General features: G+C 61.1%; 11 protein-coding genes and 1 pseudogene. 3 read left to right on the forward strand and 9 right to left on the reverse strand.

Annotated features, from left to right (window positions below; all coding sequences use genetic code 11):
• Positions 1 to 9: 9 nt before the first annotated feature.
• Genes HX839_RS19615 through HX839_RS19640 form a run of 6 tightly spaced genes read right to left on the reverse strand, consistent with a single transcriptional unit; the run spans position 10 to position 6,665 of the window.
• Positions 10 to 1,341, reverse strand: a complete 1,332-nt coding sequence (locus HX839_RS19615) for a DUF58 domain-containing protein (protein ID WP_177045884.1) — start codon at positions 1,339 to 1,341, stop codon at positions 10 to 12.
• Between the two features lie 7 nt (positions 1,342 to 1,348).
• Positions 1,349 to 2,329, reverse strand: a complete 981-nt coding sequence (locus tag HX839_RS19620) for a MoxR family ATPase (RefSeq protein ID WP_008432346.1) — start codon at positions 2,327 to 2,329, stop codon at positions 1,349 to 1,351.
• Positions 2,326 to 3,483 (reverse strand): DUF4350 domain-containing protein, encoded by a 1,158-nt coding sequence (locus HX839_RS19625; RefSeq protein WP_177067567.1) that lies wholly within the window; start codon positions 3,481 to 3,483, stop codon positions 2,326 to 2,328. Before HX839_RS19625 ends, HX839_RS19620 begins: the two co-directional genes overlap by 4 nt.
• Entirely contained in the window at positions 3,480 to 5,009 is a 1,530-nt protein-coding gene (locus HX839_RS19630; RefSeq protein WP_177067568.1) for a DUF4129 domain-containing protein, read from the reverse strand. Before HX839_RS19630 ends, HX839_RS19625 begins: the two co-directional genes overlap by 4 nt.
• Positions 4,996 to 5,976, reverse strand: a complete 981-nt coding sequence (locus HX839_RS19635; protein WP_177067569.1) for a stage II sporulation protein M — start codon at positions 5,974 to 5,976, stop codon at positions 4,996 to 4,998. The genes HX839_RS19630 and HX839_RS19635 overlap by 14 nt, the downstream gene beginning before the upstream one ends.
• Entirely contained in the window at positions 5,973 to 6,665 is a 693-nt protein-coding gene (locus tag HX839_RS19640; protein ID WP_177067570.1) for an RDD family protein, read from the reverse strand. Before HX839_RS19640 ends, HX839_RS19635 begins: the two co-directional genes overlap by 4 nt.
• Before the next feature lie 189 nt (positions 6,666 to 6,854).
• Here HX839_RS19640 and sbcB point away from each other — a divergent pair, with 189 nt between their 5' ends.
• Positions 6,855 to 8,282: an exodeoxyribonuclease I gene (sbcB, locus tag HX839_RS19645; RefSeq protein ID WP_177067571.1), complete on the forward strand. Its 1,428-nt coding sequence runs from the start codon at positions 6,855 to 6,857 to the stop codon at positions 8,280 to 8,282.
• A 90-nt stretch (positions 8,283 to 8,372) separates the two neighbouring features.
• On the opposite strand, the gene mvaT is transcribed toward sbcB, so the two are convergent.
• Positions 8,373 to 8,747: a histone-like nucleoid-structuring protein MvaT gene (gene mvaT / locus HX839_RS19650; RefSeq protein ID WP_003209760.1), complete on the reverse strand. Its 375-nt coding sequence runs from the start codon at positions 8,745 to 8,747 to the stop codon at positions 8,373 to 8,375.
• Positions 8,748 to 9,096: 349 nt separating this feature from the next.
• Here mvaT and purU point away from each other — a divergent pair, with 349 nt between their 5' ends.
• A complete protein-coding gene (gene purU / locus HX839_RS19655; RefSeq protein ID WP_003209762.1) occupies positions 9,097 to 9,945 on the forward strand; it encodes a formyltetrahydrofolate deformylase in 849 nt (282 codons plus the stop codon).
• 70 nt (positions 9,946 to 10,015) lie between these two features.
• The gene (locus HX839_RS19660) at positions 10,016 to 10,216 is read left to right on the forward strand and encodes a hypothetical protein (protein WP_023659227.1); all 201 of its coding nucleotides are present in this window, start codon (positions 10,016 to 10,018) and stop codon (positions 10,214 to 10,216) included.
• A gap of 10 nt (positions 10,217 to 10,226) precedes the next feature.
• On the opposite strand, the gene HX839_RS31905 is transcribed toward HX839_RS19660, so the two are convergent.
• On the reverse strand, positions 10,227 to 10,991 hold the full coding sequence (locus tag HX839_RS31905; protein ID WP_371132408.1) for a methyl-accepting chemotaxis protein: 765 nt from the start codon (positions 10,989 to 10,991) through the stop codon (positions 10,227 to 10,229).
• A 93-nt stretch (positions 10,992 to 11,084) separates the two neighbouring features.
• Positions 11,085 to 12,116 (reverse strand): annotated as a pseudogene (locus HX839_RS31910) (cache domain-containing protein); the annotation flags it as partial.
• Positions 12,117 to 12,161 lie beyond the last annotated feature (45 nt).

Genomic DNA, 12,161 nt, shown 5'->3' on the forward strand with positions numbered 1-12,161 from the left:
ATCCGGCGTTCATAGCGCGCCGGCTTTTTTCCAGCCCAGGTAGCGGGTCACCAGGGCGGCACCCAGGTCCGAAGGCAGTGTGTCCAGTACCGACAGCCCGTGGGCGTTCAAGCGGTCGTGGAGTTCGTCCCGGGTATTGAGATAGTTGATCGTGCCGCAGTAGGCCAGGGCTTCGGGCAGGGTTTGCACGGGAGCCTGGCGTAACTGGTCAAGGACCTCCTCCCGCAGGCTTGCGACCATTACCCGGTGCTGGCGGCTGATGCGCTTTACGGCGCTGAGTAACTCTTCATCTTCCTCATCCCGCAAATTGGTCACTACGATCACCAGCGAGCGACGTTTCTGCCGGGCCAGCAGTTGGCTGGCGGCCGCCTGGTAATCGGCCGTACGCCGGGACGTGTCCAGGTCATACACCGCATTCAGCAACAGGTTGAGCTGGCCACTGCCCTTGACCGGCGCCAGGTAGCGCGGCTGGTCGCAGGCAAATGTGCACAGCCCTACGGCATCGCCCTGGCGCAAGGCTACATAACTGAGCAGCAGGCAGGCGTTGAGCGCGTGGTCGAAGTGCGACAGTTCGGCGTCCTGGCTGCGCATACGGCGGCCACAATCGAGCATGAACATGATCTGCTGGTCGCGCTCGTCCTGGTACTCCCTGGCAATGGGCGTGCGTTGCCGGGCGGTGGCTTTCCAGTCGATCTGGCGCAGGCTGTCACCTTCGCGAAACTCACGCAGCTGGTGAAACTCCAGGCCCAGCCCACGCCGTTGCCGCTGGCGTACGCCCAGCTGGTTGAGCCAGTTGTCCACCGCCAGCAACTGCGCGCCATACAGGCGTGCGAAGTCCGGGTAGACCCGGGTGGCGTCGCTGACGTCGATCAGGCGCCGGGCCGACCATAGCCCCAGGGCGCTGGGCAGATGCACTTCACAGCGGGTAAAGCTGAAATGCCCGCGCCTTTGGGGCCTTAGCCGATAACCCAGTTCACTGTGCTCGCCGGGCCGCAGTTCGATGGATTGCGGCAGGTCCTCCACCGCCAGGCCGTCAGGCACATGATCGAATACCTGGACCGCCAACGGCTGGGGATAATCGTGCTCCAGGGTTACCCGCACTTCCCCCCAGCGCCCCAGTGCCAGGCTGCCGGGCATCTGCCGTCGCACGCGCGGGGACGGCCGGCGGCGCAGGCGGCTGGCATCCAGCAGGGCCAGCAGCAACAGGGCCAGCAGCAGGCCCCACGTCACTGAGTGCAGGGCGTCTGGCACCTTGACCTGTAGCGCCACCAGTGCGCCGAGCAGGATACTCAGGCCCAGCAGTACACCGAGCCAGGTCAACAGCAGGCGGGTTGGTCTCATGGGCGTCTCATTGGCGTGGCGCCGGGACCTGGTCCAGCAATTGCCGGAGCACCTGGTCGACTTCCAACCCGTCGATATCCAGCTCCGGGGCAATACGCACCCGATGGCGCAACACTGCCAGGGCGCAGCCCTTGATGTCGTCCGGGGTCACGAACTCGCCCCCGCGCAGCAAGGCCCGCGCCCGTGCACCGCGAACCAGGGCGATGGAGGCCCGGGGCCCGGCGCCGATGGTCAGGCCCGGCCAACTGCGCGTAGTGCGGGCCAGGCGCACGGCGTAGTCGAGCACCTGCTCATCCAGCGCCAACTCGCTGGCAATCTGTTGCAACAGCAGCACGTCTTCGGCTTGCAGCACCGTGCGCAGCGGCTGTACGTCGAGCATGTCGGCTCGGGACGAGCGGGTGACTTCGCGCACCATGTCCAGTTCCTGCTGTGCCTCGGGATAGTCCATGCGCACCTTGAGCATGAAACGGTCCAGTTCGGCTTCGGGCAACGGGTAAGTACCTTCCTGCTCGATGGGGTTCTGGGTGGCCAGTACCATGAACGGCTGGCCGATGGGCAGCGCCTCGCCTTCAAGGGTTACCTGGCGTTCCTGCATGGCTTCCAGCAACGCTGCCTGGGTTTTCGCCGGGGCACGGTTGATCTCGTCAGCCAACAGCAGGTTGGTGAACAACGGTCCCTTGCGCAGCTTGAACTGTTCGGTATGCAGGTCGTATACGGCATGGCCGGTCACGTCGCTGGGCATCAGGTCCGGGGTGAACTGGATGCGCGCGAACTCGCCTCCAAAACAGCGTGCCAGCGCGCGTACCAGCAAGGTCTTGCCCAGGCCGGGAACCCCTTCAAGCAACACATGGCCGCCCGCGATCAACGCCGTGAGCACGTCATCGATCACCGGGTCCTGACCGATAACCGCCTTGCGCAGTTCGACGCGCAAGGCCTGGGCCAGTTGGCTGGCGCGCTGAATCGGGTCAGTGGCGGGAAATTCGCTCATAGGGCATTCCTGAGGGTTTGCAGGCAGGCCACCTGGCGGCTGAAATCGGCGCTGGAGAGCCGTTTCGTCGCAGGTGGGCCAAGGGCCTGGCTGATAACAAGGGAGGGTTGGCGGGTCAGGCGTTCAAGCACCCGCAATTGTTCGGCTGTATCGAGGTGTTCGAACCCGGGATGACGGCGCCGAGCGGTGCGCTGGATGTCGCGCTGCAAAGCTTGCAGCAAGCTGTCTTGCCCGCTGCGGCGCAACAGGAAGTCGGCACTGGCGTTCAAGTGTTCCTGCAATTGCCGGCGTGCCTTGGGCGCCGGTTGCCGGATCGGACCCTGGCGCAGGCTGGCGTGCCAGAGGCCCAGGGCGATCAGTGCGGCAAGTGCCATCAGTGCCTGGGGGAAGTAGCGCAACAACAGGCTGAACAGGTCCTCGACATCCGTGTTGAACAGCAGTGTGACCTGGGTGCCCTGGCTCAGGTACCAGAGCAGCCACGCGTTATCGTGCAGGCCGATGCCCGGGTTTTTCCACAGGTCGCTGTCGGTGACCACGGTCACACGCCCTTGCCCGAGGTTGACCTGCATCAGGTGCGTCGACCGGGCGCTGTTGGCCGAGAATTGTGCCAGGTGCCTGGGGTCGGTGAGGTTGAAGTCGGTGTCGAAGCTGAAATAGGCCGGCGCTGTTTCGTTGTCCACATAGAGTTTGGTCAGGTCCGGCGTTTTCTTTTTACGCGCGGGTGCCGGAGCGTCGAATTCTTCACTGAAGGATTGGTGTATCTGCACACGATCCAGCAACAGGTCGCCACTTTCACCGGTGTCCTCATCCCACAGCGCTTCGGCTACCAGCAGCAGATGGCCGCCAGCCCGGGTCCACTGCAGCAATTGATCAACCTGGGGCGGGCTCATGTTGCTGCGCTCGCCCAGCAACAGCAGGCTGTTGCCCTTGGGCGAAAGGCTGGCCAGCCGTTCGAGGCTGTTGGCATGTTCCACCACCAGGCCCTGCTGGCGCAGAAAGTGTTCAGCTGCCAGGTAGGGGTTGGCCAGGGCTTCGGGTGAAGGGCCGCGATCGACCACTTCCTGATAAGGAATCGCCTTGTGCCAGGCATAAAAACCGCCTGCTGCCAGCAAGCCTGCGACCAGCAGCCCGACCCACAGCAACGGCCGATTCATTGCGCCGCTCCCGAGCCGAACAGGGTTCGCCAATCGCTGCATAGCTGTTGTTGCACCAAGGCAGGCGGCAGGCGATGGCCATAGGCAAGGTTTTGCCAGTAACGGGTCAGCTCACCGCTGAATGCCAGCAGCTGCGGTTGTTGCAGTTGGCGGATACGTTCCAGGACTTCACCTTCCGTGTCGGCACTTTTCAGCGGCAGGTTGAAGTCGTGCAGCAAGCGGCTGAGCAACCCACGATAGAGCAGGCCGAGGGCTTCCCGGGGCTGTGTTGCCCACAGCTGTTCGGCGGCGCCTGCGATGTCTTCGGGCAAGGTGTCAGCCCCCAGTTCAAGGCCGAACAGCTGCGAAGGCACGGGTTTGGCAGCCTTGGGTTTGCGCGGGCTGCGGCGGCTGACAAAGGCATGCAGCCAGTCGCGGTAGCGCCAGATCACCAGTGCCAGGCCACCTGCCAGCAATCCCCAGAGCAGTACTTCAAGGCCCTTGGCGATGTGCTTGAACGAATCACTGTTGAGGTTTTTCAGCAATGCTTCCAGCCAGGCTGGCAGCTTGGCATCACCTGCCGCTTTGTTTTTGTCGGCTGCTTTATCCTCGCCGAAGCGGTAGCGAGTGAGCGTTTCCGGGTTCTTGAACGGTGGCTGCTCCAGCAGCGTCTTGATCGAGTGACTGGCCGATTGTGTAGTCAGCGGCGTTTGGGGAACCGGTTCATCAGCCCATGCCGGTGGGGTCGGCGGAATCAGCGTCAGCCCGGCCACCAGCAACAGCACCGACGCCACACCACTCAGGCGCTGGCGTATTCGGCGGAACACCAGTTCCAGGTCCCAGGCTTCCAGCACCGTGCGGCGGTTCAGGTAAAGGCTGAAGCCACAGGCGACATAGATCGGCTCCCAGAACACCAGGATCAAGGCGTAGAACATGTTGGTCAGGTGCTCCAGCCAACGCCAGTCGTGGCCGGCGGTGAGCACCAGTTGCTGCCAATCCCAGTCGCGTTCGACCTCTTGCGGCAGGAAGAAATAGAATCCTGCCATCAACCCGAACCACAGGGCGATTTCCAGGTGCACCCCGATCAGGGTCAGCCAGCGCGCGGCGCCTGCGTTGCGCTGCTGCAACACCCCGAGACGTTGTTGGCGCGCCTGGCCTTGCAGCCCTTCGAGCTGGACCACCGGCATCTCGAAGCTACGGCTGAGGCTGAAGCGCCGCCAGGTCAGGCTGGCCAGCAGTTGGCCCTTGAGCAGCCGCGGCGATTGGCGCAGCGCTTGTTTCAGGCTGGGTGTTTCGCCGAACAGGGCCTTGGACAGGATATACAGTGGCAGGCGGTCGAATGCCGGTTTCAACCACCAGAACAGCAACAGCGCGGTGGTGGGGTGATTCCACAGCAGCACGCTGAACAGGGCGAAGACCGGCAAGGTCACGATGGCCCAACTGCTCATCAACAGCAGCCGGTGTTCCCGGGCCAGCAGGATGCCGAGGTCCATGGCCTCCCAGGAGGTACGCGGGCGGATCACGACGCTGGCATCACTCAGGCGCATGGCGATTCCGTCCGGCAAACAGCAGGTAGGCCGCCACCAGCAACCACAGGGCGGTGCCGACCAGGTACTTGACCCACGGCGCCACGGCATTGGTGGACGACCAGTACGCCTCGATAAACGCGGCGATCAGCAGGAACACCATCACACCACAAATCATTTGCACACTTTTGCGCGCGGCCACGCGCAGGGATTCGCCTCTGGTGAGGGGCCCCGGTGCAATCAGCGCCCAGCCCAGTTGCAGGCCAGCCGCGCCAGCCAGGGCAATTGCGCTGAGCTCGAAGGCGCCATGGCCGATGACAAATGACCAGAACGTTTGCCCGTAGCCGATTTGCGTCAGGTGCCCGGCAACGGCGCCAATGATCAGGCCATTGAAGAACAGGAAAAATACGCTGCCCAGGCCGAACAGCAACCCGGCGGCAAAGGTCTGGAAGGCGATACCGATGTTGTGCATCACGTAGTAGCAGAACATCATCCAGTCCTCGCTGGAAGCGCGTTCGGCTGCCCGGCCCAGGCGGCTGGCATCGGGGTTGTACATGGCCTGCATCTCGGCCACCTGCCGAGGGCTGACGATGCTGTAGATCAAGTCCGGAAACAGGTACACCAGCAAGGCAATGCCGAGCAGGCTGCCAAAGAACAGCAGGCCGGCAGCCAGCACAAATGGCCATTGCGCGCGAACCAGCCTGGGGAAATCGGCCAGCAGGAAGCTCAGCACGTTTGCCCCCATCCGGCTGCGATGACGATACAACTGTTGATGGCCGCGCAAGGCAAGCTGCTGCAACGGGTCCACCAGGTAGCTGCTGTAGCCGCGCTCCTGGGCCAGGGCCAGGTGCTGGCACAACTGCCGGTATTGATGAGGGAAGTCGACGAAGTCGGCGCCTTTGGCTTTGCCTTTCTCCAACTGCGTCAATTGCTCGGCAAAGGCTTGCCATTGTGGCTGATGGCGGCTTTCGAAAAGACTCTGTTTCATGCTGGCCCCAACAATCCGCGGGCCACACCGTTGAGTTCTGCCACGGCGCGGGCAGGGGAGACCTGCAGGGGCGCGGCCAGGATAGCGGCCAGTTCGTTGACCCGTTCGGCTGACAGCTCGCCCTGGCGTTCGGCGAAGCTGAGAATCGCCCGTTGTTCGTTCAGCTCAAGGGCGAACGGCAGGCGCAGCGCCGGGGCCTGGGGCACTTGCGGGCGGGAAAGCGGTTGTTCGCGGTAGATCACCAGGGTCCCGGCCGCCAGGTCGCCCAGGCGCTTGAAGTTGGGGTGTTGCAGGCAACTGATGGCGCCGAGGAAATAGCCGAAGGGCAGCATGTCGACAAAGCGCAGCAGGTTACGGATCAGCGAGGCGGACCAGCCGATGGGCGTGCCGTCGTCCTGTACCACCCGCAGGCCCATGACCTGTTTGCCGGGCGAGCAGCCCTGGTTGAGCACTTCGAAAAGCACCATGTACCACCAACTGACGAGGAACAGCAGCAGCGAACCCAGGCCAATGCCCAGGTTGCCGAGAAAGGCCAATGCGATAAACAGGATGCCGAGAATCAGGCCGCGCAAACCCAGGTCGAAGGCAAAGGCCAGTGAGCGTACCAGCAGGCCGGCCGGGCGCAGGGGCAGGTCGATACCCTCCGGGGTCTCGATCTGGTAGCGGGTATCCAGTGGCGCAGGTGGCATCGCGGTCCTTGGCAGTGCGGCGCTGGCGCCTGAGCGGCAGCGGCGGGGTTGGAAAGACCGATGCTAGCAGTGTCGACGGTGGAAGCAACCACTCAACGATTTACTGAATGTTTGTACAGGGAACACAGCGCTGGCCCCCGATGCCTGCAAGCGCCTAGACTTTGCCGGTCTTCAGCACAGGAATAGCCCGTGACCACCATTTTCTGGTACGACTATGAAACCACCGGCATCAATCCGCGTACCGACCGCCCGCTGCAGGTAGCCGGTATTCGCACCGACCTCGAGCTTAACGAGGTCGGGCCGCCGGTCAATCTCTACTGCCACCCCAGCGACGATATCCTGCCGCATCCGGCAGCGTGCGCGATCACTGGCATCACTCCCGGCGTGCTGGCGGAAAAAGGCCTGGCCGAAGCCGACTTCATGACCCGGGTGCACGCCGAGCTGGCCACCCCGGGCACTTGCGGGGCCGGCTACAACACCTTGCGTTTTGACGATGAGATGACGCGCTACAGCTTGTACCGCAATTTCTTCGATCCCTATGCCCGGGAATGGCAGGGCGGCAACAGCCGCTGGGACCTGATCGACGTGGTGCGCACTGCCTACGCCCTGCGCCCTGACGGGATCGTCTGGCCGGAACAGGACGGGCGCGTCACCCTCAAGCTTGAGCGGTTGACGGCCGCCAACGGCATCGACCACGGCCAGGCCCACGACGCCTTGTCCGATGTGCGCGCCACCATCGCCCTGGCCCGGTTGATCCGCGAGAAGCAACCCAAGCTCTATGACTGGCTGTTTCAACTGCGCAGCAAACAACGGGTCATGGACCAGGTGCGGTTGTTGCAGCCGATGGTGCATATTTCCGGTCGTTTTTCTGCCGAGCGTCATTACCTGGGGGTGGTGCTGCCGCTGGCGTGGCACCCGCGCAATCGCAATGCATTGATCGTCTGCGACCTGGGGCTCGATCCGCAAGGGCTGTTGGACGAGGACGCCGATACCTTGCGCCGGCGCTTATATACCCGCCGCGACGAACTGGCCGAAGGTGAGTTGCCGGTACCACTCAAGTTGCTGCACATCAATCGTTGCCCGGTGGTCGCACCGTTGAGCGTGCTTCGGCCGCAAGACCGCGAGCGTTTGCAGCTGGATATGGATGAGTGTGATGCGCGGGCCCTGCGGCTAAGCGACGCACAGGAACTATGGCGCGATAAACTGGCGGCGATTTACGCCGAGGAAGATTTTGCGCCAAGCGCCGATCCCGAGCAGCAGCTATACGATGGTTTTATCGGGGATCGTGATCGACGTTTATGTGAGCAAGTGAGAGTCGCCGAGCCGGCGCAACTAGCGCGCCAGCAATGGCCTTTCGATGATGAACGTTTGCCTGAATTATTATTTCGCTATCGTGCACGCAACTTTCCAGACACCTTGAATAGTGAAGAGCAACAACGCTGGAGAGTTTTCTGTCAGCAACGTTTGTCAGACCCTCAATGGGGCGCGCCAAACACCCTTGAGGGTTTTAAGCAGGCGTGTCTTGAGTTGGCTATTAGTGCCACACCGTTTCAGCGCCGGGTGCTTGATGAATGGCAGGAGTATGTTGATGCCTTAGCGACTCGAATGAGTCTGTAATCAGCTTCCCGGTAAAATACGGACAATAAAAAACGCCAGCAAGCTGGCGTTTTTTATTGCGTTGCGTATCACGCAGCGTCCTGGCGAGGCTTAGCCCAGCAGGGTAGCCCAGCCTTCAACCACGTCGCCGCCCCACTTGGCTTTCCACTCTTTCAGAGTCTTGTGGTTGCCACCTTTGGTTTCAATCACTTCGCCGTTGTGCGGGTTTTTGTATTGTTTAACCTTGCGTGCACGCTTGGTGCCGGTAGCTTTTACGGCGCCACGTGGAGCCTTAACTTTCGAATCCGGATCCAGCAGCGCGATGATGTCACGCAGGGATTTGGAGTATTCGCCCATCAGGGTGCGCAATTTGCCTTCGAATTCCAGCTCGGTTTGCAGTTTGTCGTCTTGGGACAGGTTCTTCAAACGGGCTTGCAGCTCTTTGATAGCTTCTTCGGTGGCGCGATATTCGTTGATCAGGGACATGGGGACTACCTTATGCAGGGCGCTGGGTGAAAGGGGATAGTGGCTCAATAATAGTCAGACAGTTTGCCCAAGTAAACATTTAAGGCCGCATTTATGTAATTTACTTTGGTTGTTTGTGGCAAAAGCGTGGAATTGAGTTAATTAGTAAGGGGGATGGCCTAAAGATACTCTGGTTAAGTCTTGGCTTACTGCCGGAGTCCACGCGTTTGCACACATAGTGGGGAAAAACCTTACGCTATTAAGGGGCAGGGTTGACGCAGCCGATCAGAATAAGCGTTGAGGAATACTGCAGTTTTTCTGCGCAATCGCTAGAATGGCGGCCTTTGCGAAGTTCTGGAGTTTCCCCCTAATGCGCACTTTTCGGCTGGTGATTGCTTGCCCGGACCGGGTTGGCATCGTTGCCAAGGTCAGTAACTTTCTGGCTTCCCACAACGGTTGGATCACCGAAGCGAGCCATCACTCGGACAATCTCAGCGGCTGGTTTTTCATGCGTCACGAAATTCGTGCCGATACGCTGCCCTTTGGTCTAGAGGCATTTCGCGAGGCATTTGCGCCGATCGCTGAAGAGTTCTCGATGACCTGGCGCATCACCGACACGGAACAGAAAAAACGCGTGGTCCTGATGGCCAGTCGTGAGTCCCACTGCCTGGCAGACCTGCTGCACCGCTGGCACAGCGATGAACTGGACTGCGAAATCTCCTGCGTGATTTCCAACCATGACGACCTGCGCAGCATGGTCGAGTGGCATGGCATTCCGTACTACCACGTCCCGGTCAACCCGCAGGACAAGGAGCCGGCCTTTGCCGAGGTCTCGCGCCTGGTCAAGCAGCACGATGCGGACGTCGTGGTACTGGCGCGCTACATGCAGATTCTGCCGCCGGAGTTGTGCAGTGAATACGCTGGCAAGGTGATCAATATTCACCACAGTTTCCTGCCATCGTTTGTGGGTGCCAAGCCGTATCACCAGGCATCCCTGCGTGGCGTGAAGCTGATCGGTGCAACGTGCCACTACGTCACCGAAGAGTTGGACGCCGGTCCCATCATCGAGCAGGACGTGGTGCGTGTCAGCCATAGCGACAGCATCGAAGACATGGTCCGTTTTGGCCGTGACGTCGAGAAGATGGTGCTGGCTCGCGGCCTGCGCTATCACCTGGAAGACCGGGTACTGGTGCACGGCAACAAGACTGTCGTGTTCTGATTGAAGAATGAAGGGCCTGGGCGTTAAATCGCTACAGGCCCTTTTTTTGAGCGCGGGTGAGGACTGGAGCATGAGCGATCCACTGGACAAGGCGACTTCCAAAGCCCCCGCGACGCTGGGAGAGGGTTGTTTGAGTCGATATGACCCGGATGACCTGAGCAGTGAGGACGGCACCGAGTTTCCAGGCGCCGCCGAGTTGTGGGAACAATTGCAGGACACATCCGAATTGCCTGAAGAAAAGGCGTCAGCGGCTGTGCAAGGCAGCCGCTGACCCGGCGGGATCAAATCCGGAAACTACCCACCAGTTGTTTCAAGCGCGCCGCTTGCTGTTCCAGGTCGGAACAGGCCCGCAAGGTTGATTGCAGGTTTTCCACACCTTCCTGATTGAGGGTGTTGATCTCGGTGATGTCCATGTTGATTGACTCCACCACCGAGGTCTGTTCCTCGGTAGCGGTGGCTACCGACTGGTTCATCCCGTCAATTTCGCCGATACGCTGGGTCACGCTGTTCAGGCGCTCGCCCGCCAGGTTGGCGATTTCCACACTGTCCTGGCTGTGCCGCTGGCTTTCGCTCATGGTGCTGACCGAATCCCGGGCGCCGACTTGCAGCTCCTCGATCATCTTCTGCACCTGCTGCGCCGACTCCTGGGTGCGGTGCGCCAGGTTGCGCACTTCATCGGCCACCACCGCAAAGCCGCGCCCGGCTTCCCCTGCCCGTGCGGCTTCAATCGCCGCGTTGAGGGCCAGCAGGTTGGTTTGCTGGGAAATGCTGGTGATCACTTCCAGAATCTGCCCGATGTTCACTGTCTTGCTGTTAAGCGCTTCGATATTGGTGCTGGAGGCGCTGATCATCTGCGACAACTGGTTCATCGCCTTGATATTGCGTTCCACCACCTGCTGACCGTCTTCGGCCAAGTGCCGGGCGTCGCTGGCCTGGTTGGAGGCTTGTGCGGCGTTGCGGGCGATTTCCTGGGCGGCGGCCCCCAGCTCGTTGATCGCGGCCGCGACGCTGTTGGTCCGGTTGGCCTGCTCGTCGGAATTGACCATTGAGGAATTGGAGGCGCTGACCACCCGCAGGGCCACTTCATTGACCTGCTCGGTGGCCGAGGAAACTTCGCGAATCGAGGTGTGAATCCGCTCCACGAAGCGATTGAAAGCGCTGCCAAGCACGCCGAATTCGTCGTGGTTCTGGATGGTCAGGCGGCGGGTCAGGTCGCCTTCACCGTCGGCGATGTCTTCCATGGCGCGGGTCATGACGTGCAGTGGCTGCAGGAGGATGCGAATCAGCATGCCCAGCAGGGCGATGATGATGACCACGGCGATGATCGTGGCGATGATCGCCGAGGTGCGGAATTCGCTGAGCATGGCGAAGGATTTATCTTTATCCACCGACAGGCCGAGGTACCAGTTCACCGAGGGCAGGCCCTTGATCGGGGTAAAGGTGACGATACGTGTCTTGCCGTTTACCTCGACTTCACTGAAGTCGCTGCTGATTCGGGGGGTGTTGTTCGGATACACGTCGGCCAGGGTTTTCATCACCAGGCTCTTGTCCGGGTGTACCAGCACTTTGCCGTCGGCACTGACCAGGAAGGCATAACCCATGCCGCCGAAGTTCAGGGCACCGATGTTGTCTACCAGGGTTTGCAGGCTCAGGTCGCCGCCCACCACGCCGACACTCTGGCCGGCCTTGCTGCTGGGGGTGGCGATGGAGATGATCAACTGGCCGGTGGCCGCGTCAATGTAGGGTTCGGTCAGGGTTGAGCCGTTGCTGCCCTGCGCGCCCTTGTACCAGGGGCGTACCCGTGGGTCGAAGCCGTCGGGCATCTTGGTATCGGGGCGGATGACGAAGCCGCCCTTGCTGTCGCCAAGGTATGTGGCCATGAACGAGGACGTCAGGGCCTTCTGTTCCAGAAGGCTGGCGACGCTGGTTGAATCCGGGTTGATGGCGATGTTCTGTGCGGCGCTTTCTATCAGCACTATGCGCCCGGTAAGCCAGGTCTGGATGTTGCTGGCAGTGACATCGCCCATTTCATGCAGGTAGTTGTTCAGGTCGTCGCGAATCGCATTACGCTGCAAGTAGTCGTTGTAGAGGGTAAACAACGCAAAGGCGGCAATGACGACAAGAGCGGCGGCAAGCAGGATTTTATGGCTGAAACGCAGATTTTTATTCATGGCTTGTGGGGTCCGCTATGGTCTTAATATCCGATGCACGTCCTT

The sequence above is a fragment of the Pseudomonas sp. I8001 genome, from assembly GCF_013385345.1.
Classification (GTDB): Bacteria; Pseudomonadota; Gammaproteobacteria; order Pseudomonadales; family Pseudomonadaceae; genus Aquipseudomonas.

Coding starts and splice junctions, on each gene's coding strand:
- HX839_RS19630 (WP_177067568.1), bottom strand. CDS start 5,009: ATGCGCCTGAGTGATGCCAGCGTCGTGATCCGCCCGCGTACCTCCTGG.
- HX839_RS19635 (WP_177067569.1), bottom strand. CDS start 5,976: ATGAAACAGAGTCTTTTCGAAAGCCGCCATCAGCCACAATGGCAAGCC.
- HX839_RS19660 (WP_023659227.1), top strand. CDS start 10,016: ATGAGCGATCCACTGGACAAGGCGACTTCCAAAGCCCCCGCGACGCTG.
- HX839_RS19625 (WP_177067567.1), bottom strand. CDS start 3,483: ATGAATCGGCCGTTGCTGTGGGTCGGGCTGCTGGTCGCAGGCTTGCTG.
- HX839_RS19640 (WP_177067570.1), bottom strand. CDS start 6,665: ATGCCACCTGCGCCACTGGATACCCGCTACCAGATCGAGACCCCGGAG.
- HX839_RS19620 (WP_008432346.1), bottom strand. CDS start 2,329: ATGAGCGAATTTCCCGCCACTGACCCGATTCAGCGCGCCAGCCAACTG.
- HX839_RS19615 (WP_177045884.1), bottom strand. CDS start 1,341: ATGAGACCAACCCGCCTGCTGTTGACCTGGCTCGGTGTACTGCTGGGC.
- purU (WP_003209762.1), top strand. CDS start 9,097: ATGCGCACTTTTCGGCTGGTGATTGCTTGCCCGGACCGGGTTGGCATC.
- mvaT (WP_003209760.1), bottom strand. CDS start 8,747: ATGTCCCTGATCAACGAATATCGCGCCACCGAAGAAGCTATCAAAGAG.
- HX839_RS31905 (WP_371132408.1), bottom strand. CDS start 10,991: ATGGTCAATTCCGACGAGCAGGCCAACCGGACCAACAGCGTCGCGGCC.